We start from the raw sequence: 23,527 nt of genomic DNA on the forward strand, positions 1-23,527 counted from the left end.
GATCTAAAATATCAACAAATAAAGCAGTACAATCGCGAGATTTATTCCGAAGCAAAATCCAATCAACTTAACTTTGCCAAAACCCAAATTGTAGTAGAAAAAGTATTGGTCCGCATACCTGACTTCAAAAAGATAAAGAGAAAATAGGTAGCCAAGTGTCAATAGTGGTAGAAAGAAAAAGGTATCAAAACTTCCCCCTTCTGCATAGGCAAGTAAGGCCACCGCGAGAGAAAAAGGGATATTAAAACTATGAATCTCTTTATAGAATAAAAATAGGCTTCTCATGTGCTATGGCTTACGTAATGAAAAGGTATATGTTCTTCTAAGTGCTTTAGCTTCAAAGATCTACCTCAAATTCTCTTTCCCCTACCGACCAAAAACCAAAGTACGGCCCCTACAAGTGGAACCAGCACTACTATAATGATCCAGATGAGTTTGTCATTTTGATTGGCGAAGTCACTGGTGATCACATCATAAATCGTAAAGGCATAAATAGCCAGGCCTATAATTCCAAGTCCAAACATATTAAGATGAATAAGAGGTTTTTGTACTTTTTCCTAAAATCAAGTAGATAATCGGCCCTATCCCCTGCGCAAATAGAAGAATCACTATCCAGATTAATTTCATATTCGGATCTTTGAATTCTGAACGAAGGATGTCCACTAGGCAATAAATCCAAAGGATTGTGTAGAGAATGCCAAACAGAAGAAAGACTACAATGGAGCCACCTCCCATGTTTTGAATAAAAGAAAGTGTCATTAGATAGAGCGTTTATTTTTTGAGAATATCGAATTATAATTACTGCTGTCTTTACTGATGCCTCTGGCCATAGCTAACAAAGAAAGGGTGCGATGACTGGCACAAAAAGAATCAAAGTTTTCACGAAAATTTACTTTGAGTAACTCTAAATTCTGGGTATAAGACATAAAAAGGGGCATATGCCCAGAAACATAAGTATATGATGCTAAAGAGGAATGAAATTTGCCAAAACATCTGCCCGTCTCCGGAAGGTATTAAAACCATCTATTTTCTTCAATTATTTTAACCACTGAACCAAAATAGCTTTTTTTAAGTAAGAAAAGTAAGAATTTAGTCAAAAGTTAAACCACCATTCTCTATGAAAAAAAGCTCTCTTTCGCTGCTTTTATCCTTTTTTGCGCTCTTGAGTTATGCTCAGGTAGATTTGCGCTATTATCTGCCTGAGGGATATACTTACGATGAATCGATCCCGACCCCAAAGGAAGTTTTAGGATATGATGTGGGAGAATGGCATGTAAGTCATGATCAGCTTGTGATGTATATGAAGGCTGTAGCGGAGGCTTCAGATCGTGTGACTTTCGAAGAAACAGGCCGAACATACGAGAAAAGACCTCAGGTTCTCCTGACGATTTCTTCTCCGACTAATCTCGGCAAGATCGATCAGATCAAAGACGATAGGAAGAAACTCAGAGAGGCCAATGCATCGGTGGATATTGCGAAGATGCCTGTAGTGATGTTTATGGGGTATTCAGTTCATGGTAATGAAGCTAGTGGAGCCAACGCCGCTCTATTGGCCGCTTACCATTTTGCTGCCGCCAAAGAAGTAGCTGGGGACTTGGAAAACATGGTTTTGCTACTTGATCCTGCCATTAATCCTGACGGACTCAACCGGTTTGCTTCGTGGGTAAATACGCATAAGTCGTATAATATGAACGGCGATCCTAATAATGTTGAATTCAGTGAAGCGTGGCCCAGAGGCAGAACAAATCATTACTGGTTTGATTTAAATCGGGATTGGTTGCCTGTTCAGCATCCTGAGTCAAGAAACAGAGTACGGGTTTTTCAGGAATGGCTACCAAATATTCACTTGGACTTCCATGAGATGGGGACAAACAGCACGTTCTTTTTCCAGCCAGGAGTACCTGCACGAATGCATCCCCTCACACCTGAGAAAAATTTTGAGCTGACAGAGAAAATTGGTACCTACCATGCAAAGGCATTGGATCAAATAGGGTCACTATATTTTAATCAGGAGAATTATGACGATTATTATTATGGGAAAGGATCCACTTATCCGGACGTGCAGGGCTCCATTGGAATTTTATTTGAGCAGGCAAGCTCGAGGGGTCACTTACAGGAAAGTGTGAACGGTATGTTGAGTTTTCCATTTACCATCAGAAACCAGTTCACAGCAAATCTCTCCTCCTTTCAAGCTGCCAAAGATATGCGTCAGGAGTTGAATCAATTCATGAAGGATTTCTACAATGACATACAGCAAGAGGCGGATTCAGATCCAAACAAAGCTTACATTTTTGGAAGTCCCAGAGACGATGCCAGAAGCTATCATTTGGCCGATTTGATCTTGCAACACGACATCAAGGTCTTTAATCTAAATGATGATATTACTGTAAACGGCGAGGAGTTTAAGAAAGAAAATTCGTACATCGTTCCTGCAGGCCAACCACAGTATAGACTGATCAAGGCAATGTTTGAAACTAGAAATACGTTCAAGGATAGCTTATTTTATGATATCTCAGCCTGGACTTATCCTATGGCTTTCAACTTGGACTACATGGCGCTGAACAGTCAGATTCTGAATCTGGCAAGTGTAAATGAAGTTTCAAAAAGTTCTATTGCTTTAGCTCCTGGAAAGGTTTTGGGCGATGTGGGGGCGTACCAATATGCCATGGAATGGACGGACTACTATGCTCCAAAAGCCGCCTACAAATTGATGGATGAAGGCTTTCAGATAAGAGTTGCTACCGGTGAGTTTACAACTGAAGACGGTAGGAGTTTTGGAAGAGGCACCTTATTGATTGGTAAAGGTGAAAGTGGAATGGATGATCAGGCATTTTTCAATAAGTTATCTGAAGTAGCAGAAAAATCCACGGTGGATATCCATAGCTTGACTACCGGATATACCGGGGGTATGAATATTGGCTCTCCCAATATGATACCACTGGAAAAACCGGAAATTGCTTTGCTTGTAGAAGGCGGAGTGGATAGTTATGAAGCAGGTGAAATCTGGCATTTGCTGGATCAGCGTTTTGAAATACCGATCACATTACTTTCAATGGATAAGCTAGGGGGGAATACGCTGGATAGATACAACGTTATCCTAATGCCCGATGGCAGATACAGCAATTTAGGAAAGTCCGGTGCAGCTACACTCAAGTCTTGGGTAGCTCGTGGAGGAACGCTACTGGCCAAAGGAGGAGCACTTCAATTCCTTGCAGAGAATGAAGTTGGGGATTTTAAATTTAGGGAGGCAGGAGCTCCAGAAGCGGGATTGCAAAAAAGCTATGCAGACTATGACAATGCAAGAGGAGCAAAAGTGACGGGAGGGGCGATTTTCAATTCGAAACTTGACCTGACACACCCAATTGGTTATGGTTATCTCAGTTCAGCTATCCATACATTCAGAAATGACAATTTATTTTTGGAACCTTCAGAAAATCCGTATGCAAATCCACTGGTTTACACTGATAAGCCATTGGCTTCAGGGTACCTTCATCCTTCCAATCTTCCGGGAATCCAGAATGGCTCTGTGATCCAGGTTTCCGGCATTGGGAGAGGACGTATCGTCGCTTTTGCAGATAATATGAATTTTAGAGCATTCTGGTTTGGGACGAACAAACTTTACATGAACGCGATCTTCTTTGGCCAGGTCATCCAAAGTGGTACGACTAAGTGAATTACAATCATTTTAAATCCCGGGTTTAGGTCCGGGATTTTCTGTTTTGAATCATTCGAACAACTAGGAATCATTTTGCGTAATCAGGTCTATCAATTCTTAAAAAACAGTCTATGCCTATTTCTACAAGAGTCATGATTTTTTCAGCTTTTTCACTCTTATGTTCCCCTTCTTTCTCCCAGGAAATGGGTTTTGAGGAATACAATCCACCCTCTACAATGAAAGTAGCTGAGCATCATGTGATCAAGGCAAAGTTTCCATTCGTAGACATTCACTCACATCAGGGCGGCATCAATGAGAAACGCATCGGGGAACTGGTCTCAGAAATGGATGAATTGAACATGGGCGTTTTGGTGAATCTGAGTGGAAGAGGGTTTGGCCGTGGAGATAGCAATTCACAGCAAGAATATATCAAATCCATGCTGAAGGAATTCAATACCTACGCCCCAGGGAGATTTATGGTGTTTACCAATCTGAATTTTGCGGGATTTGGAGATGAAAATTGGACCAGAATTGCCTTAAAGGAACTTGAAGAAGATGTAGCCGCTGGAGCTAGTGGACTAAAAATCTATAAAAGCCTTGGCCTGAATGTGAATGACATAGATGGAAACCGGGTTCCGGTCAATCATCCAGACTTGGATGCAGTTTGGGCCAAAGCCGGTGAATTGGGAATTCCTGTGATCATACATTCAGCAGATCCTGCCCAATTCTGGCAGCCCATGGATGCGAATAATGAACGCTGGCTTGAACTCAAGACCCATCCCAATCGCCAAAGGGGAGCTGATAATCCTGCACCTTTTGAGCAGATTATGGCAGAACAACACGATGTTTTTGCTAAGCATCCCGGGACAACATTTATCAATGCGCACATGGGTTGGATGGCAAATGATCTGGATGCTGCAAGTGAGCATTTGGAGAAATATCCCAATGTCAATTTTGGAATTGGAGCCGTAATCGCAGAATTTGGACGGCAGCCGAGACGTGCCAAAGAATTTTTTGAAAAGTATCAGGACAGGCTACTATTTGGAAAAGATGCTTATAATAAGGAAGAGTATTACACCTATTTCCGCGTGTTGGAGACAGAGGACGAGTATTTTCCGTACTACAAAAAGTATCATGCATTTTGGGCGATGTACGGACTGGGTCTTTCGGATGAGGTTTTGAAAAAGTTGTATTATAAAAATGCGTTGCGGATTGTGCCGGGAATGGATAGAAGCATCTTCCCAGATTAAGACAAAACATTGCACGGATATGATTATATTCACTTCCGCCATGGAATATTCTTAATTATGGATAATTACATCGAAACATTAATTCCTCACCGATATCCCTTTTTGTTTGTAGGTGAAATTCTTAGCGTTTCGGTCGACGAAATTGTCGGAACGAAGACATTTAGCAAAACCAAGGATGAAATGCTAGGTGGCAGTTTTCCGGGTTTCGGCTATATTCCCGGAATGATTTTGATTGAATCAATGGCTCAATGTGGAGGTGCTGGTATTAAAAAACTAGGACTTGCAAATGGTTTTTTTGGGCTTGTCAGTATGGATAAAGTTAGGTTTTTAAAGGAGTCACTTACGAGACTGAAGTCAAATACATAATAAAAAATATTCGGGTTAGTGACCGATTAATTAAACAAGAAGGGGTCGCTTATGTAATTAACGAACCTGTTGCAGAGGCTTCTTGGATCTGTGCCAAATTAAATTCCTAGACTTATGAATAGGGGGAGGTTGATTCGTACATAGTTTCTTCATAACATGTCAAGCAGCTTTACATACTCCGCCTGATAGGAAATGAAAATTGCAAAATCTTTACCTATCATTTTCTCTTTGCAAAGAAACGGTAGCTTTTCTGAACTATCCGTCAACATATCCTTTCACAAGGTCAGAATCTTTGAGATTTACATCCCATCCACATTAAAGCGATGAAGGGGGTTTATGGTACAAATATAAAAGTACGTGAGAGATGTAATAAAGCTCCCCAATTTTTAATTATGTAACTTAAAGCAACGCAAACTGCTGATTGCATGACCCCCATTTTTCAACAGAAAAAGCTAAGAATCAAAGCAACCCTAAAATACATAGCCATTCTTGTGCTGGTATTGCTGGTGACGATCTTCCAGGATTACCTGCATTCACGGTACAACAATTATTCATTTTATGCTTCGGAATCTTTCCTTTTCAATATCTTCTGGATTTTGATCTTGCCGGTAGCTCTAATTTTTAATGTTGTTTTTACTAAAATTTCTGCACTTGCAAAGACTCGGGAGTTGTTGGTGAAAAGACTCATGTTTGTTTTGGCAGCTTCGATTTTCCACATTCTAGTTTTTGCTGCATTGGTACATCTGATTTCCGCGGTTTTCTATGCACACACATTTACATTTGGGGAGAATCTGGGTTATACTATTTCTCAGGATTTTTATAAGTACCTGCTGATCTATTCGATAGTTTCTCTGGTACTGATTAAAAAACGAAAATCGAAAGATCAGGTACCGTATCCCATCGATCAGGTTATTATTGGTTCAGGAAGGAAAATAACTTCAATCAGAACAAGTGATATTTTTTATATCACCGCCGCTTCCCCTTATATCGCAATCCATACTGCGGAGAAAAAGGAGCTACACGCCGATACGCTCAAGGCCATTCTCGAAAAATTGGATCCAGACACCTTCGTCCGCATCCATAAGTCTACGATTGTCAATCTTCACAGGATTGTATCCTACACTTCTCGGCTAAACGGAGATTACGATGTGAGGCTTTCCAATCAGAAGGATTTGCGTCTGAGTAGAAACTATGTTGAAAACTTCAAAAGTAAATTTGCCAGACGCTCATCCTCTTGAGTAGAAAAATACACAGCTTGGCATAGTCGGTTTTTTTATAGCGAAATCAAATCCCATTTTTCGGATAAATCAAGTCGCTATGAAAACGCTAAATATTCTGTTTTTGCTGGTCATTTTATGGACTTCAATTTCATGCCAGGCGCAAATTACATCTTTACAAAAGGATAGGGAAGTGGGAGGTGGTTGTGAAGGATGCGAAGCCGTTTTTGAATTTGGCGCAAAGAAGTTAAGTCCCGTAGATACGCTTCCCCTTTTTTCCGAAAATGAGCCAAAACTAAAAATTAACGGCAGTGTGTTTCAGAAAGATGGAACAACTCCGGCAGCTAATGTGATTATCTATATCTATCACACGAACCGGGAAGGAGAATATCAAACTTTCGGAGGTGAAAAAGGATGGGCAACGCGTCACGGGATTATCCGGGGATGGGCGAAAACGGATAGGGACGGGAAGTATTCTTTTTTTACATTCAGACCAGCTGCTTATCCGACTAGAGATGAACCTGAACATATCCATATCACCATTAAAGAACCTGGAAAAACTGCATATTATCTAGACGATTTTGTGTTTGAGGATGATCCGCTTTTGACTAAGGAAAAAAGAGAAAACCTAGCTGATAGAGGAGGATCGGGAATAATGAAACCAAACCAAGCCAATGGTATTCTTATAGTTCATAGAGATATTATCCTGGGTCAAAACATCCCAGACTATGAGTAAAAAAATGGGATATTATCTGGCTTTGTTGATTTTTATCTATTTGGGATACCCAGATACAAGAAGTCAAAATTTTCCAATTGGGGCAAAGGAGATTCTTAAGCCCACTTGGTCCAATAAGGAAGATACGTTGGAAGTGGACCTTACCCGTTCAAAAATTTTCTGGAAAGGGACGAAAATGTATGGATTGGGTAAGCATGAGGGAGAAATCGAAATACAGGGAGGATTTTTATTGATTGAGAATAATAGAATTACGGGAGGAGAAATGGATGTAAACATGCAGAATATATGTGTCACAGATATCCCGAAGAGCGATCCCATTCCTCTTAAAAACCTAACGGATCATCTCAAAGGACCTGACTTTTTTGATGTGGATAAGCATCCTATGTCATCTTCGTATACGGAGTGCCAAGCGAGCTCAGGAAATTAAAATCCTGTTGACAGGCTCTCTCACTATCAAAGGAATCACAAATCCTATCTCTTTTGTGGCAGAAAAAGTAGGTATGAATCATTTCAAAACACACCTCGAACTTAAGCGTTTTTTATGGGATATTGCTTACAGCGGAAGCTGGATAGATCGAACCTTGGTGGATAGAGGCATAATCCTAAGGGGTTAATTATTATGTAAATAAGGGATAGTTTACGTTATTGAGCAGATAAACAGCTTAAATTTCAATTGAAGCATTTCAATTATAAAAATCAAAATGATGGGACTAAGGGCCCCAGAATACTTGGTCAGATTTTTCTTGCTTCTGGCCTGTTAGTGATTCTTGTAGCATTTTTTGTTGAGGTAGAGACAGACCCTCTGAAGGTTGTTTTAGTAGCAGGGGGAGCGGTAGTTATTGGGTTTATTTTGGCCTCAATTAAGTCAGGAATTCTCATTGATTTTCAAAACTATCAGTTCAAAAAATATAAAAGGATCCTATGGTTCAGTTTTGGTGAATGGGAAGCATTACCGCAAGTCGGACATTTGGAATTGATTCATCACAGCTTCCGAAGTTCATATATTCCTAATGGGATTACCCCTACCCTCAATGGTCAAATCACACTGTACAAGGTTGTTCTCCTAGCAAATAACAAAAAGTTTTTAGTGCTGGATTATACCAAAGAAAAGGATGCAGTAGCGGCTTTGGATGAGATAGAGAAGGGATTGGGGATATCATTTGATAGAGAAATTAAGCAAGCAAATTTAGATTAGTATTATATTTCCTTCAGGCTTCTGTACTAGGCAACAATTGGAATTTGGATGATCCATCCTGAAAAAAAATTATGCAGACCCAAGTCCCAACAGAAAATCTTCCGGCTTAATAAGTATAACGGATTCCTTAATAATAAAGAGACCCTTCGGTTTTAACAATTTGAAGGATCTCTTTTTTAAATTTTAAAACTTCAAACTCAGCCCTAACATAAAGTTGGTTCCGGCCATCGGGTAGTAATAATTCTCTGTTACCAATTCCTTCTCTGTTTCTCCGGGAAGGAAATAGCTGAACGTATAGCCATTTGGCTCGTACATCTCATTGAAAATATTGTTCACCAAGAGGTTCAACTCCACGCTTTTGAAAAACCGGGGCTGCACCGAGTAGCTGATGCGGATATCGTTTGTAAAGAAAGCATCAAGCGAGCGAGCGTCAAGACCTGAGTTGTCCAAATACTGTTTGCTCACATACTTACTCAGCCAGTTCAGTGATAGATTTTTGACAGGCTTATACTCGATCATTGCAGAGGCGACCGCGTTTGGAGAAAGCGCAATATCTGTATCTCTGTAAGTGAACGTTTCCTGAGTGAATTCTGCCGTGCTGTAGTCATCTACATATTCGGTAAATTCTTTTATTTTATTCTGACTAAGTGCCACATTAGCGCCCAAAGTCCACTTTTTAAACATCTGATAGGCTACGTCCAACTCAACTCCCGCACGATAGGAATCGGCGACATTTTCCCGGATGCTGGCTCCCACATTGTTGATTTGACCTGTAGGGATCAGTTGATCTTTGTAGTCCATAAAGTAGAAATTAGCATTGTATGTGAAACTTCCACTTCGGGCTCTAAGTCCTGCTTCGATATTATTCAATCGTTCAGGTCTTGGGATTTCTGCGATAGGGTTGTCAGTGAAGTCGGATCTTTTCGGTTCCCTGTTTGCCACAGCATAGCTAGCATACCAAGTCCTGCCTGACTCCTCATAACTTATTCCTACTTTCGGATTGAAAAAGGTATAGTTTTCCTCTCCATCCACGATTCTTCCATCGTCATTGACACCTACAAAAGAATAATCTATGGATCGTAATTGCAAATCTCCATAGAGGCTTAGACCCGAGGCAAGTTCCCGAGTGGCTTTCAGATAGATATTCCGGTCGTCTTTTACAGCATTATTATCGTAGTATCTATCCCGGATCTCGGTAGCTCCGGCTATTCTCGCCCAGATTATTTCCCCAAAATGATCTCCATCGTAGCGATTTGCACCTCCTCCGAGGACTACATCCCACCTGCCGTCATCTGAGACGTAATTAATCGAAGCGACACCACCGTAGAAGTCATTGTCTAGCCAGAGCCTACGGATGATATCTGAATTTGTAATGACAGAATCTCCGATCGTCACATTAGGCAATCTGTAGTTTTCAAAAGCATCATCCTCCCTATACTGTTCGTAATAACCGCGACCGTAGGTATAATGGAGAGCGGCATTTGCTTTCCAGTTGTTGCCAATTTTACCCGCATATATCAATTGGTAGTGGTCTTGCTGATAATTATCCGTCTCGTTTTCATAGGTATAGTAGTTGAAGGTTCTGTCATCCACAAGTTTTGATTCCGGTAGCCCGTACCAGCTTTGGTAGGTTTTTTCCTTACCGGAAAAGACATTCAGTTTCAATACGTGATTTTCACCAAAATAGCCTGCTGAAACAAAGTAAGAGCTCAGATCTGAGCTAGCCCGATCCACAAAACCATCCGAGGTGATTTTTGAAAGCCTTGCATCCACCGCAAATCGATTGTTCAATAGTCCAGATCCTACTTTTACAGTGTGTTTAAATGAGTTAAATGATCCGACAGAATTATCAATTTGGGCATAAGCTTCATCATTTCTAGTGTCTGTCTGGAAGTTCAAACTAGCACCAAAAGTGGCAGCTCCGTTTGTGGAAGTTCCCACACCACGCTGAATCTGAAGGTTGTCCACCGAAGAGGCAAAGTCAGGCATGTTCACCCAGAAGACGCCATGCGATTCGGCATCGTTCATAGGAATACCGTTTACTGTCACGTTGATTCTGCTTTGGTCCGAGCCCCTGATCCTCATTCCGGTGTAGCCGATTCCGGCTCCTGCATCAGAGAAAGTCACCACTGAAGGCGTGAAATTTAAGAGTTGCGGCATGTCCTGACCGAGATTCCGCTTAGCAAGGTCTTCCCTGCTGATCTCCTGAAAAGTGGTTGGAGTACTTTGGGAAGCTCGGGTAGCAGATACGATAAACTCCTCTGTCATCAAGTCGGTCGCCTTCAATCGGATGGTTAATTCCCCGGAATTTGGAATTTCTAATGTCTGCTTGACAGTAAGGTAGCCTATGTATGAAACCCGAAGTTCTAGCCTCCCCGATTGTAGTTTATTTATGGTGAACAGACCATTTTCGTCTGTGACACTGCCTTTTCCTTGATTTTCTGCCCATACTGAGGCTCCTTCCAAAGCTTCGCCAGATGAGGCGTCCAGCACTTTTCCACTAAGGCTTTGCTGACCCCAGCTAGAAATAGCGGCAAGGCAAAGAGCCAAGCCAAGAAATATATTTTTCATTTGTAATTTTTCCCTTGCGGGAGGTTGAGTGAAACATGAGAAAGCGCTAGGGAAGCTCCCCGTTTTTGTTTACCCGGTCGCATTGACAAAATCCAAAATCCAGAAGGGCATCGCTTCAATTTTTTGGTTTTGTTGGCTGCTACACTTGTTCATTTCCCTTCGCCGGCATTACCCGGATCAGGTCGTATGGGTATGATCTCAGCCCGTTTTGTTAAGGCACCCCCTATGATCTAGGAACAAAGGTAATGGGGAAAAGTTGCTTCGCAAATCCGATGTTTGGGAAAATAATCTTCATGAATCTTAATTAATCAGTTTTTATGACGTCTTTCCTATCTGTTCTTTGATCTTCTCTCGATTCTTTTTCCTAAATTTCTGATCAAACCCTATTAACCTATGAAAATCTATAAACTGCTTACGGGCACACTTTTGCTTCATGAAAATCAAGTTTTTTTTGGACCGGAAATAAACTGGGATACCATGCTGGCCCAAGAAAATCTGAAAGAGTTTCTGAAAAAGGAATCGAAAACGTGGAAAACCCTCTCTAAGGAAGAAGGAGAAGAACTGATTGCAAAGGGAATTTTGGCGCCCATGGGAAATCAGGAAATCTGGGCCGCAGGGGTGACCTATTTCAGAAGCCGAACTGCCAGAATGGAAGAATCCCAAGATGCAGGTGGAGCGGATTTCTATGACAAAGTCTATAATGCTGATCGGCCTGAGTTGTTTTTCAAAGCAACTGCAAGTCGGGTTTCGGCTCCCGGAGCTGCGGTGAATATCCGAAAAGACTCTACTTGGGATGTGCCTGAGCCGGAATTGACTTTGGTAGTTTCTCCCTCTGGAAAAATCCAAGGCTACACCTGCGGCAATGATATGAGCAGTAGAAGCATTGAAGGAGAAAACCCACTTTATTTACCTCAGGCAAAAGTATATGCAGGCTGTGCAGCGATTGGACCTTGTCTTTATATCACCGATAAGGATCTGGAGGAAACTGCCAATATCAGATTGGAGATTTTCAGAGGTGATGTTTTAGCATTTGTGGGAGAAACTCCCCTGACGCAATTGAAGCGTAAACCCCAAGAATTGGCAGATTGGCTTTTCCGGGCGAATACATTTCCAATTGGGTGCTTTTTGATGACAGGAACAGGAATTGTACCGGATGACTTTACACTTGAAGTTGGGGACCGGATAAGAATCGGGATTGATGAAATCGGTGTGCTGGAGAATTTCATCGAAAAGATTTGATTCGTAGCGTTTTGTAGGGTATGAAGTGGACGGTAAAAGAACAAGCTATAAACTTATTTTCCTGATGATAAATTAAGACCTGGTTGTGCTGCAAACTTTGAGAACATGTATAGTGGTGAAAATCAGATGCTCGTCGGAGGAAGTACTCCATGTGATGGGCCAGCATTGAATTTATCTTTACCGAACTAATTATCGATTATGGCCTACGACGAATACCTAGTTGAGCGATTGGCTTCCAGCTTTCGGAGAAGAGGGGTGGCTTTTACCACCAAAAAGATGATGGGTGGAATGCTTTTCATGGTTGATGATAAAATGTGTATAGGTCTGAATCGGGACAAGATTACATCCGAAGACCGTATGATGGTCAGAGTCGGGGAATTAACCCAAGGTCTGTGTATGAAACGGACAGGTTGTCGAAAAATGGAGTTTACGGGCAGACCGATGAGAGGATTTGTTTACGTAGACCCTGAAGGCTTTGATTTGGATGAAGACTGGGAATTCTGGGTAGAAAAAGCTTTAGAATACAATCCTATTGCCAAAAGAAGTAAATAATAAGACTGGTTAATTAGGATGCTGGCAAAGTAATTGAATTTCAAACTTCTACGGAAAGAAGTAGTAGCCATGTGATTCAATGAAAAATCTTATTCCCTTCTTAATTTTAGCTGTTTTCGCATTTTCATGCGATTTTAATGACGATTCAGGTCCAAGGTCAGGTGATCAAAAGTGGATTTTAGCAGGTTATCAAGACGGTCGCGTTCCGAATCCCAGCTATAGTACCATCCGGGATTCGTCCTATTTTTACTCCCTTGCTTCTGATGGAACATTTCGGAAATCTATCGGAAAGCAAGGAATAGGAGGAACCTATGAGGAGCGTTTCGAGGATGGATTGAGGAAGTTTACATTCCAATTCGAGGACCCAAACTCAGAGTTAATTCACAGTTGCACTAACGGTAAGGAAACTTACTTTTTAAATAGTAAGGGACAGCTGACGGGAACTTGGGATGCATGCGAAGGAAACAAACTGTATTTTAATAGGCAATAATGCTGGAAGGGTTGTTTTGAGATATATAAGTGAATACTATTTTTGTGAATGACTAAGTTCTATCAGCACAAACTTCGGTTGTTACCTTTTCCTGCAGGATATCATTTGATCACCAATGAAATAGAAGATGCAATCCCTGAGATTGCCAAAATTAAAACGGGCTTTTTGCAGGTGTTTATCCAGCATACTTCTGCTGCCCTGACCATCAATGAAAATGCGGATCCCACCGTGAGAAAGGATTTTCAGACGTTCGTAAACGAGTTAATTCCAGAATCTTATCCACGGTTTATCCACACTTATGAAGGGCCGGATGATATGCCAGCACACATTAAAGCAAGCTTTTTTGATACTAACCTTCAAATCCCCATTTCCAGTGGAAAACTTGTGATGGGAATTTGGCAGGGGATTTATCTGTGCGAATTTCGTAAAAATGGAGGCAGAAGGAGCTTAATTCTCACAGCTTTTGGAGAAAGTATGTAGCGTTCTTGTCTTTTTTGGCTTCGATCCTCACGTGATCTCCGGTCATTAAGATCCTACGAAACCCATCTTTGGTATCTGAATTGATTTCTTTGCCAAGAACTTTCATTTTTGAAAATTCTTGGGGGAGCTCAATTGAAATACCGGCTTTCTTCTGGGTTTGGGTAACTTCAACTGTCATTTGGTTCTCCTCGGAAGTGATACTTACCTTCAATTTGTTATCATCTATCCAAAGGTTTTCGAGGGAAGCTTCCTTCCATTCCTCAGGCAAATTTGGACGAATGAAAGTTACCCGATTTTCTATATCGCCCCGGATTCCCAGAAGATGTAGTAGAAGTGGCTGAATTAACTGATATCCTGGGGACACGTGTCGTGGCGTTTTAGTTGAAAAAATTGCTTGATCAACATGCTGTGCAAAATCCTTACTTATAAATTGAACTCCTTCGAAAAGGTCTTCCCTGAAATCTGTTCTTGTAGTGTCCGGTTTTGAATCGATACTAAATTGAAATAGGCCAGTCTTATACTTGCTCCATTCATATGCTTCTTGAATTTCCGGAGAAGGAACCGATAATTTTGAGGTGGACTGAAGAGAATCCAGTAAAGCAAAATTTTCATTCCAATCTGAAAACAAGTCTGAACGAAGATCTGCCAATACCTCCATGGCTGCGAATTCATTTTGATCTGAACCGGCGATAAAAAGAGGAATCATCTGCTCCTGCTGGGGAGCCAATGTCAGGGAAATTTCAAACCCAGCACTGGCTCCCAATTCTGATATGTGGGAAAAACAAGCTGAATTAATGGGGTTCAATCTTATATCTGCGGTACTTCCCCAGACTGCATACCAGTCATATTTTCTATCTTTTGCGGTGAAGAGGTCTGTCATTTCATCAAAAATAACCTGATCTGCAGCATTGCTTTCAGAGAGGCTGTCCATCAAGAGATTAGGTTTAAGGTCTGTGCTGACTTGAACTTGGAACTGCATATTTTTTACTGAATTACCCACATTTTTGATGTAAAAGAGCATTGTAATTCCAAGTTTATCCTGGCTGAGGATTTGGAGTTGGTTTACATCCAAACCAGTTTTCTCAAGCGGAAAATACTGTTTGTTAGCGAAGGGGTATTTAATGATTCTATCTGGAGAATCTAAGCAGATCAATTCCTTTTCAGTTTTGATAGCAACGGTAAATCCGCTTACTAGCTGAATGGTCTTTAGGGAAATAGCCTGCTGGGGCCCACTGATCAAAATATGCTCATTTCCAAATGAGAATTCTGATATGTCTTTAATCTCAACAGAAGGTAATTTATCTAAACTTCCCAAGAGCAGAGACTCCTCGGATTGCGGTCCCTTGCAGGCAAAATTCACTATAAAAAGAGTAAGAAAAACTAAATGGTAGCGGGACATGGTATACTTGTTTTCCTTTAAAACTGCATCGCTTTGCCTACTTCTCTCCATGTCACCAGTTTCACGTTGTTTTTTTCTACTAATTCCCTGGCTTTATCACTGGTAAAGAAATTATAATCTTCCTGTCTCCAGGGAGCATGGAAGAAGTCATGACCTTTTGTCACTGAGTTCATTTCATCGTCATCAAACGCCAAATGGATAAGAATCACATTCAATCCTGGCTGAATATTGTTTAGCTCATCTGCATAAAAGATGTCCATTCCCGACTCGTAATCCTTTGGCTCAGCCATAATAATCTTGTTGACCAAAGGGAATTTATCTACATCAATTTCTGAAAAAAGCACTGGATTGTTTTTCACTATTCCATTTATCATTTGCTCGTTGATCATGGCTGGGATTTTCAGTTCCTGAGCGATTTTGAGATAAGAAGCCAGGTACTCGGGACGGCCATAAAAGATACAGCCCATGTGAGAATCCAAATGTGTGGGTCTGATCCCCATCTGATTGGCTGCTTTGATCTGCGCTCGGATTTCTTTTTCCACTTCCTCAGGGCTGGCATTGGCAGTGACCTGCGCACAGTCAGGATACATATGCCCTTTTTCATTTGTCAGGCCAGGCACTGCGGTTTTTCCTGCTTCAGGTCCCCAGTTGAAATTCAGCCATTCATTCGTCAGTGTTATATGGATTCCAATGTCAGCATTAGGCATTTCTTTGGCCATTTCACCCACTTCGGCAGACCAACCGGAGGGAACCATCATGCTGGTGGAGTTAACCACACCATTTTTCATCGCATCGAAAGTTGCTTTGGTCTGGGAATGTGACACACCCACATCATCACCGTGAATGATAAGAAGTTTTGCATCCGCGGGGTATCCAAGCTTTTCAGCTAGGTTTTGTGAAAAAGCAAAAGTTGGCAAAAATGCCAAAAGAAATAGTAAGTAGCTCAGGTTTTTCATCTTGGGTTGTTGTTTGTTCCAAGATATAAATTTTCTGCGCTTGCTTAGTATTTGAAGTTAGTCCCGGTATTTTTTCGATTTCAGTCTATACACCCACAGGTAAATGAAAAAGGTGGCAAAAATCTGTAGGATCCCGAAATAAAGCCAAGTTGGTGGATATTTTAACGGTTCAAAATTGATTGTGTTATTATAATATAGTTTGGAAATAGTCAAAGCAATTACTGTTGCTGGAAGTATGACGATCAACCAAAAATTGAAAAAGGAGCGATAAAGAAAGGGGATTTTCTTTGTAGGAGGAAGACTTTTTAAGTTACGGTTTTTCATTTGGCAAGAAAAGAGCTCTTTCTGGATGATTAAAAACCATCCTTAAATCTCTTGGATTTAGGCTTAAAATCTCTAAAATACATCCAAGCCCCGAAAATAATCTGAAAAATAAACATTTTGACATAGGTGGAAGGCAACTTGAAGAATTCCCAGCTTATTTCGCCCTTGAAAAGCTGGATTATTATGATTGTCAGAATACTTGCTGGAAGGATATAGATTAGCCAAAAATTGAAAATTGAGCGGTATAGGAATGGGGTTTTATTCATCTGTTTATATTTTGTCTTTTAAAGGCCATATGGAATCTCGCATGGGAGATAATCATCCCTGTGTGTGACGCTGGAGTCATGCTCGATTTCATGTGATTTTTTGGAGTAATATTCCTTTAGTACCCAAATTTAACCCTTTTCAGATCTGCAGGAACCGATTTTTTCCGTTCAGTTTCCAATTGGTACAGATACTCTCCTAATTCTGCAAAAAAGGGGAATCCAATTTCATCGTATTCATACTGGTCATCATTGAGGATTTCGTTTTCATTCACATAAATGACGGCTGATACAAAGAACTCTATTCCTTTATCAAAATCCACATAGTAGCTCGCATCGAGCATGTGGCCATAGGCTTGTCCTGTTTTATTAAAAATGCGAATACTTTCGGGGAAATCATTTTTGTCATTCCCATTCAGATAGAATTTTGAGTAGGTGTCCCAATATTCGTCCTGTGCATACTTGGGAAAATCACTCTCAGCAGGAAGCATGCTCATATATTTCAAAATAAATTCCCGATGAACTTCGGTGATGGCAAAACGCTCAGACTCCACAAATGACATGGGGAAAATAATTCTTTTGACTATTCCATGGAGGTCAGACAGTGCGAGCTTATTCCTGTTGGAGAAATCCATTCCATGCTGAACCAGAGAATCATCCGAGTAAAAGGCTTTCCCAACTATTGGATTATCCACGTTTGAATAGACAGTGTCAGTGATCCGTTCGGGTAAGGCCAGAATCACATTGCCAGTGGTATCCACAAAACGGATTGGGTTGAAGATTCTATTTTCCTCAGCATTGGCAGAGTAGCTGAGTCTATGATTGATAATAATGTGTTCAAGCCCTTTTTCTTTGAGTTTTTTATTGAGATAGTCTTGTCCCAGCAATTCATACAAGCGATTATAGGCATCATTGTCTGATACCAGCAAGATCTTTTTGATATAATGTGCTATGCTTGGTAAAGAATCTTTTGCGGAGAAATCCTTCCATGCGGGAACCTGAGAAGGTCGGACTGAATCAATCAACATGCTTGTCTCTGATGTCAACCCTTCAATATTTTGCTCCTCCAGCCATTCCAATGCAAGAATTGCGACCGGCAATTTGATTGTTGAGGCGGGATAGAAATATCGCGTATCATCTAGATTTACAGAATAATCAGTGAACAATGCATTGCCATGCTCATTCCGGTCTATCCTGGTATAGATTAGTTGGACTTTGTACTTATCTGCATTTTCGAGAACTTTTCTGAGCGTTGGAAAATTTTCCAGCCCATCTTCAAACGGCACTTTTTCCTTTGGCGAACAAGAGCTGATTAGAATGGCTAAAAGTGTCAATTGTGCAAAATATCTCATCAGCGTGATAGACGTTGTAATACTTGATTGAGATACATCAGATCCTCTAATTCATGAAAGGCAGAAATCACGATTCTGTTCACACTGGGGCTTTCAGGTGTAGGGTATGAAAATGAAGAGGTGATAATTCCCGCTTTTTCCAGTTCAGATACCCAATCGGCATCCGTATAAACGAATACAGGGAAATAGCTGCTTCCTTTGATTTGGGGAATATCGGCAGTCTCCTGAGCAAAAATCCCACAGGCATCTTCTAGCCACTGCTTTTTCTTTAGATAAAGCTTCTCCCTATCCAAGAAAGTTTTCAGATGTGCTGGAGAACCAGGCGAAGCTCCTCCGAATAGTGGAGTTGCTTTGACTTTGTTGATTTGGGCAGTTCTTCCCAAAATTATTCCTGCGGGTAATCCCAGTCCTTTTCCCAAAGATCCTGATACAATCAAATTGATAGAAGGGTCATCCCATTGTTGATATGTGCCATAGATACTATTTCCCAACGTTCCGAAAGCGTGGCTATCGTCTATCAGAAGAGTCACTTCGTGTTTTTGAGCTATGTTTTTTACCCAATCATAGTTATGGATTTCCCCGGAAAATGGATCGACAGCATTCCCTATAATTAGAATTTTCCTTGGAGATAGGTCAGTGGAAATTAATGAGTTATGTCTTGTCCATTGTGTAAAATTTAATTGTGTGCTAGGAAAATAACTGTCTGGAACGACTGCAGCGTGTGCATCTGGAGCTATCCAGATTTCATCTGAGTCTTTATAAAGGGACTTCCAAGCAGCAATGCCTGCCAGATATCCAGAGCTGAAAACGGCAGCGGATTCAGCTCCTGCTTTATTCGAGAAGTGATCTTCAAACTCATCAAATACCTGTAATCGAATATTATTGATCCTACTCTGTCCGTGGTTTGCCCCAAGAAGATAAAGATTATCTGATAATGCTTTCAGAAAAGTTCTGTCCTGTGCGATGCCCAGGTAGGAAGTTCCACTGAAATAAAGGTATTCCTTGCTCTGCAGTGTGATTGTTCTATTGATTCCTGAATTTAGGTAGTGGTTTTTCAAAGCAGGTAATTAGTTTGCGAAAATCTGAGTTTCATCCTGAAAGGATTTAAATTCCAGGGCATTGCCACAGGGATCCAGGAAAAACATAGTAGCCTGCTCCCCTACCTCGCCCTGAAAACGGATGTATGGTTCGATCACAAATGCCACGCCACGGGCTTTTAATCTATCGGCAAGCTCGTGCCATTCTTCCCAAGGCAAAATCGCACCAAAATGACGAACAGGGACATATTTGCCATCCACAGTATTCGTGTGTGCCAATGCCAATTCCTCGGGTTTGACATGTGCGGAAAGTTGATGTCCAAAGAAATTGAAATCGATCCATTTGTCGGTGCTTCTTCCAATCTCACAGCCAAGTAGTTCTCCATAAAATTCCCGCGTTTCTGCAATATCCCTGATAGGGAAAGCCAGATGAAAGGGTTTAAATTGGTTCATAAATGTGTACTTTCGTTGAGGGTTTTTCGGCTTCAATTTAGTTGTTTATTCCCTAACTACTATGGAGAAAAGTAAATCGGTATCATTGGTTTTGAGCAGTGGCGGTGCGCGGGGATTAGCACACGTAGGGGTGATAGAGGAGCTTGAGAAGAGAGGATATCATATTGCCGAAATTGCAGGTTGCTCGGCCGGGGCACTGGTCGGAGGCATGTATGCAGCGGGCAAAATGGAGGAATTTAGGGATTGGATTTGCAATCTGGATAGGCTGGATGTTTTTTCGTTAATGGATTTCACACTCTCGACCCGTGGATTTATCAAGGGGGAGAAGGTATACAATGCCCTGAAAAAAGTGATTGAGGATTGCCAGATTGAGGATTTAAGCATTCCCTTTTACTGCAATGCTGTCGACTACATAAGTGGGAAAGAGGTGGTTTTTAGGACGGGCAGCTTATATGCTGCCATTCGGGCTTCAGGAAGTATTCCTACAGTTTTTCAGCCTGCTCGGCATCTTCGTTATGAACTTATAGATGGTGGCGTTTTAAATCCCATCCCACTTTCACTTTTGCAACAAGCAGCGGAAAACATGGTTGTAGTGGTGGGCCTGAATGCCGGGGATTCTGAATTGGTAGTTCCTCCTAAAAAGGATTCCAAAGGCAAGAAATTCATTTCTATGCCAGCTTGGGTGATTGAGTACAGGAATAAAATGAGGCAGTATTTCCCAGAACAAGGAAAAATTGAAAAGCCGGCTTCACTCAGCTCAATTAGTCTTATGACGCGCTCGTTTGATCTGCTTCAAGACCGATTTTCTGCTTTGTTGATTGAGAGACATCATGTAGATGTTACCGTTCAAGTGGCCAGAAATCAAGCGGGAATACTGGAGTTTTACCGTGCGGAGGAGCTGATAGAAATCGGTAGGGAAAAAGCTGCTATGGCCTTAGATATCTGGGAAAATGGAAATCGCTGAACTGAATAAATTACTTGGAAATATTGATGTCTACCTGCTGGACCAGATTCTGAAAGGCAGGTTTTCAGCGGACATGAAGATTCTTGATGCTGGCTGTGGTGAGGGAAGAAATACAGTTTATTTTATCAATGGTGGCTATCAGGCATTTGGAATAGACCAGAATGAAACAGCCATACAGTATTGTCGGGTTATGGCAAAAAGTCTGGATAAGGAGTATGATGTGCATCGATTTCAGGTAGGTGGGTTGGAAGAGATTCCTTTTCATAAAGAGGCTTTTGATGCCGTCATCTGTTCGGCGGTATTGCATTTTGCACATGATGAAGCCAATTTCTGGCAGATGATCGATGAAATGCTGCGTGTCCTAAAGCCAGGAGGCATTCTCTGGTTTAGAATGACGACAGCATTTGGAGGGATTTTAGAACAAAGCCATGCGCTAGAAGGAGGGAAATACCTGCTTCCTGATGCATCTGAAAGATTTTTGCTGACCCAGAATCATTTGGATAAATTGGCGGGAATGGGCATGAAATTTCTGGAACATCCAAAATCCGTCTTGGTGCATGGGCAGCGTTCCATGGGGGTTTTTGTGATGGAGAAGTGGTTTTGATGTGTAGCACTGATAGGTCAGCAGGCAGCTTAAGCTGGGATCCAGTCCGGAAATTTGAGCTAAACAGGATTTGAAGATCCAACCTGGCTAACTTCATGTCTTGCGAACCAAAGTTTATGTTTGTGAAGAGATTAACATCGTCAAGAGAATAGACACTATTGATTCTTAAATGGAATTACAATACGGACTGGAACTGATTGGGACTTTTGTATTTGCGATTTCTGGTGCATTGGCAATCAGAGAGCGTGAGCACGACATGTTTGGGGCAGGATTTACTGGCTTTATCACCGCTATTGGTGGCGGAACGCTCAGGGATATATTGCTTGATAGCTATCCGCTTGTTTGGATCGGGGATGTTAAATTTCTGTATGCGATATTGGCCGGAATATTGGCAGCATTTATTTTTCCTAATTTCCTAAGCAAGTTACGTAAGACGTTCTTCCTTTTTGATACGCTTGGAATAGCTTTTTTTACTGTGTTGGGTGTAGAAAAGTCCCTCCATTTGGGAGTAAGACCAGAGATTGCTGCGATTATGGGTATGTTCTCTGCAGTAATGGGTGGTGTAATACGAGATACCCTCACCAACGAAATACCTATTTTATTCAGAAAGGAAATTTATGCGTCGGCATGTCTGGCAGGAGCAATATTCTATCTGATTCTAAATTCTATCGGGGTTTCAAGAGATGTTAATCTGTTGGCATCCATAGTAGTGATTATTGCGATCAGAATGATTTCAATGAAGTATAAACTGAGTCTTCCCAGGTTGGATTAGTGTGATCCGGAGTGAATATAGCATTATATTGAGCACGGGTTTGTCGGAAGAATATCCCTTATATAAGCTAGGCTAATATGCATCTCACTCAAAATCACGTGGATTGGAGATCCGTTTTGGATCCTTTTTCTATTCTCTATATCATAGCTGGAGTATTTTGCTCCGCTGCAGCACTTGAAATGTTTCTGCTGCCAAACCAATTTCTAGATGGTGGGGTGACAGGTATGGCAATTATTGTCAATTTACATTTTGGGGTCAATATCAATGTTTTGCTTGTGGCACTTAATATTCCCTTTCTCTGGCTTGGATGGAAGAAAATCGGGAAAACCTTTGCCGTCCAATGTACTTTTTCAATTTCCTTATTGGTTCTAGTACTTGAGTTGATCACTTTCACTCCGGTCACAAATGACCTGGTGCTCAGTGCGGTATTCGGGGGGATTTTGATGGGAGTGGGGATTGGTCTTATTTTACGCGGCGGCGGGCTGATCGATGGTTTTGAAGTGATTACCGAATTTGTCCATAAGAATTCCCCCCTCTCTGCAAGCGAGATCACAATGTTTTTCAACTCCCTTATTTTTCTGTTTGCCGCTTTATTCTTTGGTATTGAGCCTGCGATGTATTCTATTATTACCTACTTCACAGCCATTAAGATGACAGATTATATAGTAGATGGACTTGAGGAATATACCGCCTTGACAATTATTTCCAAAAAGGATGAGGACGTAAAAAATCTGATTGTAAACCAGTTCGGAAAGGCGATTTCAGTATACAAAGGAGAAAGGGGATATCTGCCAGAGACCTTTCATATTAAGAATCCCTGTGATATCATTATGACGGTCGTGACTAGGCTGGAAGTACACCGCATCAAGTTGGCCGTGCAGGAAATAGATCCTACGGCATTTCTCTACCTACAGACTATCAAGGAAGTGAAAGGAGGACAGATCAAGCATGTGGGGAAAAAGCATGGATAAGAAATTTCATGCTGGGCTTCTTTATATTTCGTTTTTTTTAGAGTTCAGTTTAGGCGGCAATTATGCTCTTCCTTTCCAAAACCTAGGAATGAGTGCTGGGACCTCTGAACGATAGTTTTGATAAGCTTCACCAAATTGTGCCACCAGATTTTTTTCCTCAAAATATATCCCAAAAGGTAAATATAGAAGTAAACAACCTAGATGAATGGCTGAACTTAGCGTCCCGGCAACCAGGAAATAGCCAAGAAAAATCAATATCAAACCTGCATATAGTGGATGGCGAACCTTAGAATATAGCCCCGTAGTTTTTAAAGGCTCATCTAGTGGGGCAGTAGTAAATTCCAAAAATCTCTTCAATGAATATTTTTTGTAGGATTTCGTAGCGATGATAGTACCAAATCCTGCAATCATGTAACCGAGGTAATCGGTAAGAGCACTTTTGGTCATCAAAAAGGTATTGGGAATTAGCAGCGTTTGAATCATGATGCCGAAGAAAAGGAACGGTAAAACCAGCATATAAGCCAAGCGGTACCATTTATAGGCATTTCCTAATTTTCCCTCCAGAATTCTTTTTATCTTGGTTGCAGCCAGAAATGAATGAAGTGAATAAAATACGGCCCAGCTCAGCCCTAGCAGTACATAATTCATTTGCGTATAGTAATTTCCAGAGTAACCTAAAAT

At 41.2% G+C, this 23,527-nt stretch carries 26 protein-coding genes and 1 riboswitch; of the genes, 16 read left to right on the plus strand and 10 right to left on the minus strand.

Annotated elements, in window-relative coordinates; all coding sequences use genetic code 11:
* Positions 1 to 3: 3 nt before the first annotated feature.
* The 3 genes from AS141_RS07720 to AS141_RS07725 all read right to left on the minus strand — a co-directional run bounded on the left by AS141_RS07720 (position 4) and on the right by AS141_RS07725 (position 759).
* On the minus strand, positions 4 to 285 hold the full coding sequence (locus AS141_RS07720) for a hypothetical protein (protein ID WP_057937065.1): 282 nt from the start codon (positions 283 to 285) through the stop codon (positions 4 to 6).
* A gap of 65 nt (positions 286 to 350) precedes the next feature.
* A complete protein-coding gene (locus AS141_RS25940) occupies positions 351 to 524 on the minus strand; it encodes a PLDc N-terminal domain-containing protein (RefSeq protein WP_082632221.1) in 174 nt (57 codons plus the stop codon).
* 1 nt (position 525) lies between these two features.
* On the minus strand, positions 526 to 759 hold the full coding sequence (locus AS141_RS07725) for a PLDc N-terminal domain-containing protein (protein WP_232424844.1): 234 nt from the start codon (positions 757 to 759) through the stop codon (positions 526 to 528).
* Positions 760 to 1,117: 358 nt separating this feature from the next.
* Between AS141_RS07725 and AS141_RS07730 the strand changes: the two genes are divergently transcribed.
* The 8 genes from AS141_RS07730 (at position 1,118) to AS141_RS07760 (ending at position 8,419) form a co-directional block, all read left to right on the plus strand.
* The gene (locus AS141_RS07730) at positions 1,118 to 3,673 is read left to right on the plus strand and encodes a M14 family zinc carboxypeptidase (protein ID WP_057937066.1); all 2,556 of its coding nucleotides are present in this window, start codon (positions 1,118 to 1,120) and stop codon (positions 3,671 to 3,673) included.
* Between the two features lie 134 nt (positions 3,674 to 3,807).
* Positions 3,808 to 4,905, plus strand: coding sequence for an amidohydrolase family protein (locus AS141_RS07735; protein ID WP_087149396.1), 1,098 nt, complete (start codon positions 3,808 to 3,810; stop codon positions 4,903 to 4,905).
* A gap of 57 nt (positions 4,906 to 4,962) precedes the next feature.
* The gene (locus AS141_RS07740) at positions 4,963 to 5,271 is read left to right on the plus strand and encodes a 3-hydroxyacyl-ACP dehydratase FabZ family protein (protein WP_232424845.1); all 309 of its coding nucleotides are present in this window, start codon (positions 4,963 to 4,965) and stop codon (positions 5,269 to 5,271) included.
* Positions 5,272 to 5,696: 425 nt separating this feature from the next.
* Entirely contained in the window at positions 5,697 to 6,509 is an 813-nt protein-coding gene (locus AS141_RS07745; protein WP_057937068.1) for a LytR/AlgR family response regulator transcription factor, read from the plus strand.
* 79 nt (positions 6,510 to 6,588) lie between these two features.
* Complete coding sequence (locus AS141_RS07750; RefSeq protein WP_057937069.1) at positions 6,589 to 7,224, plus strand: dioxygenase family protein; 636 nt, start codon at positions 6,589 to 6,591, stop codon at positions 7,222 to 7,224.
* Positions 7,217 to 7,651, plus strand: coding sequence for a YceI family protein (locus AS141_RS07755; protein ID WP_057937070.1), 435 nt, complete (start codon positions 7,217 to 7,219; stop codon positions 7,649 to 7,651). Before AS141_RS07750 ends, AS141_RS07755 begins: the two co-directional genes overlap by 8 nt.
* Positions 7,590 to 7,838, plus strand: coding sequence for a YceI family protein (locus tag AS141_RS27375; RefSeq protein WP_394331074.1), 249 nt, complete (start codon positions 7,590 to 7,592; stop codon positions 7,836 to 7,838). Before AS141_RS07755 ends, AS141_RS27375 begins: the two co-directional genes overlap by 62 nt.
* Positions 7,839 to 7,897: 59 nt before the next feature.
* Positions 7,898 to 8,419, plus strand: coding sequence for a hypothetical protein (locus tag AS141_RS07760; protein ID WP_057937071.1), 522 nt, complete (start codon positions 7,898 to 7,900; stop codon positions 8,417 to 8,419).
* Positions 8,420 to 8,602: 183 nt separating this feature from the next.
* Here AS141_RS07760 and AS141_RS07765 read toward each other — a convergent pair whose 3' ends face one another.
* On the minus strand, positions 8,603 to 10,990 hold the full coding sequence (locus AS141_RS07765) for a TonB-dependent receptor (protein ID WP_057937072.1): 2,388 nt from the start codon (positions 10,988 to 10,990) through the stop codon (positions 8,603 to 8,605).
* 137 nt (positions 10,991 to 11,127) lie between these two features.
* Positions 11,128 to 11,224, minus strand: a riboswitch (TPP riboswitch).
* Positions 11,225 to 11,383: 159 nt separating this feature from the next.
* Between AS141_RS07765 and AS141_RS07770 the strand changes: the two genes are divergently transcribed.
* The 4 genes from AS141_RS07770 to AS141_RS07785 all read left to right on the plus strand — a co-directional run bounded on the left by AS141_RS07770 (position 11,384) and on the right by AS141_RS07785 (position 13,751).
* Positions 11,384 to 12,229: a fumarylacetoacetate hydrolase family protein gene (locus AS141_RS07770; RefSeq protein ID WP_057937073.1), complete on the plus strand. Its 846-nt coding sequence runs from the start codon at positions 11,384 to 11,386 to the stop codon at positions 12,227 to 12,229.
* Positions 12,230 to 12,427: 198 nt separating this feature from the next.
* Positions 12,428 to 12,781 (plus strand): TfoX/Sxy family protein, encoded by a 354-nt coding sequence (locus AS141_RS07775; RefSeq protein WP_057937074.1) that lies wholly within the window; start codon positions 12,428 to 12,430, stop codon positions 12,779 to 12,781.
* Positions 12,782 to 12,860: 79 nt separating this feature from the next.
* Entirely contained in the window at positions 12,861 to 13,271 is a 411-nt protein-coding gene (locus tag AS141_RS07780) for a hypothetical protein (RefSeq protein WP_057937075.1), read from the plus strand.
* Positions 13,272 to 13,319: 48 nt separating this feature from the next.
* Entirely contained in the window at positions 13,320 to 13,751 is a 432-nt protein-coding gene (locus tag AS141_RS07785; protein ID WP_057937076.1) for a secondary thiamine-phosphate synthase enzyme YjbQ, read from the plus strand.
* Here the strand turns inward: AS141_RS07785 and AS141_RS07790 are convergent.
* From AS141_RS07790 to AS141_RS07820, 5 genes are all read right to left on the minus strand, one after another.
* Entirely contained in the window at positions 13,726 to 15,150 is a 1,425-nt protein-coding gene (locus AS141_RS07790; protein ID WP_057937077.1) for a hypothetical protein, read from the minus strand. The genes AS141_RS07785 and AS141_RS07790 overlap by 26 nt on opposite strands.
* A 17-nt stretch (positions 15,151 to 15,167) precedes the next feature.
* Positions 15,168 to 16,106 carry a polysaccharide deacetylase family protein gene (locus AS141_RS07795; RefSeq protein WP_057937078.1) on the minus strand — a complete coding sequence of 313 codons (939 nt, stop codon included), beginning with the start codon at positions 16,104 to 16,106 and terminating at the stop codon, positions 15,168 to 15,170.
* Positions 16,107 to 16,812: 706 nt separating this feature from the next.
* The gene (locus tag AS141_RS07810; protein ID WP_057937081.1) at positions 16,813 to 18,045 is read right to left on the minus strand and encodes a serine hydrolase; all 1,233 of its coding nucleotides are present in this window, start codon (positions 18,043 to 18,045) and stop codon (positions 16,813 to 16,815) included.
* Positions 18,045 to 19,103, minus strand: coding sequence for an aminotransferase class I/II-fold pyridoxal phosphate-dependent enzyme (locus AS141_RS07815; protein ID WP_057937082.1), 1,059 nt, complete (start codon positions 19,101 to 19,103; stop codon positions 18,045 to 18,047). The genes AS141_RS07810 and AS141_RS07815 overlap by 1 nt, the downstream gene beginning before the upstream one ends.
* 9 nt (positions 19,104 to 19,112) lie before the next feature.
* Positions 19,113 to 19,535 (minus strand): VOC family protein, encoded by a 423-nt coding sequence (locus AS141_RS07820; RefSeq protein WP_057937083.1) that lies wholly within the window; start codon positions 19,533 to 19,535, stop codon positions 19,113 to 19,115.
* Positions 19,536 to 19,596: 61 nt separating this feature from the next.
* Between AS141_RS07820 and AS141_RS07825 the strand changes: the two genes are divergently transcribed.
* From AS141_RS07825 to AS141_RS07840, 4 genes are all read left to right on the plus strand, one after another.
* The gene (locus AS141_RS07825; protein WP_057937084.1) at positions 19,597 to 20,499 is read left to right on the plus strand and encodes a patatin-like phospholipase family protein; all 903 of its coding nucleotides are present in this window, start codon (positions 19,597 to 19,599) and stop codon (positions 20,497 to 20,499) included.
* On the plus strand, positions 20,486 to 21,103 hold the full coding sequence (locus AS141_RS07830; RefSeq protein WP_057937085.1) for a class I SAM-dependent methyltransferase: 618 nt from the start codon (positions 20,486 to 20,488) through the stop codon (positions 21,101 to 21,103). The genes AS141_RS07825 and AS141_RS07830 overlap by 14 nt, the downstream gene beginning before the upstream one ends.
* Before the next feature lie 169 nt (positions 21,104 to 21,272).
* Positions 21,273 to 21,875 (plus strand): trimeric intracellular cation channel family protein, encoded by a 603-nt coding sequence (locus AS141_RS07835; RefSeq protein WP_057937086.1) that lies wholly within the window; start codon positions 21,273 to 21,275, stop codon positions 21,873 to 21,875.
* Between the two features lie 77 nt (positions 21,876 to 21,952).
* Positions 21,953 to 22,846 carry a YitT family protein gene (locus AS141_RS07840; protein ID WP_082632222.1) on the plus strand — a complete coding sequence of 298 codons (894 nt, stop codon included), beginning with the start codon at positions 21,953 to 21,955 and terminating at the stop codon, positions 22,844 to 22,846.
* Between the two features lie 60 nt (positions 22,847 to 22,906).
* Here AS141_RS07840 and AS141_RS07845 read toward each other — a convergent pair whose 3' ends face one another.
* Complete coding sequence (locus AS141_RS07845) at positions 22,907 to 23,494, minus strand: methyltransferase family protein (protein ID WP_057937087.1); 588 nt, start codon at positions 23,492 to 23,494, stop codon at positions 22,907 to 22,909.
* Positions 23,495 to 23,527: the final 33 nt, after the last annotated feature.

Origin of the sequence: Algoriphagus resistens (genome assembly GCF_001442615.1) — a bacterium.
Classification (GTDB): domain Bacteria; phylum Bacteroidota; class Bacteroidia; order Cytophagales; family Cyclobacteriaceae; genus Algoriphagus; species Algoriphagus resistens.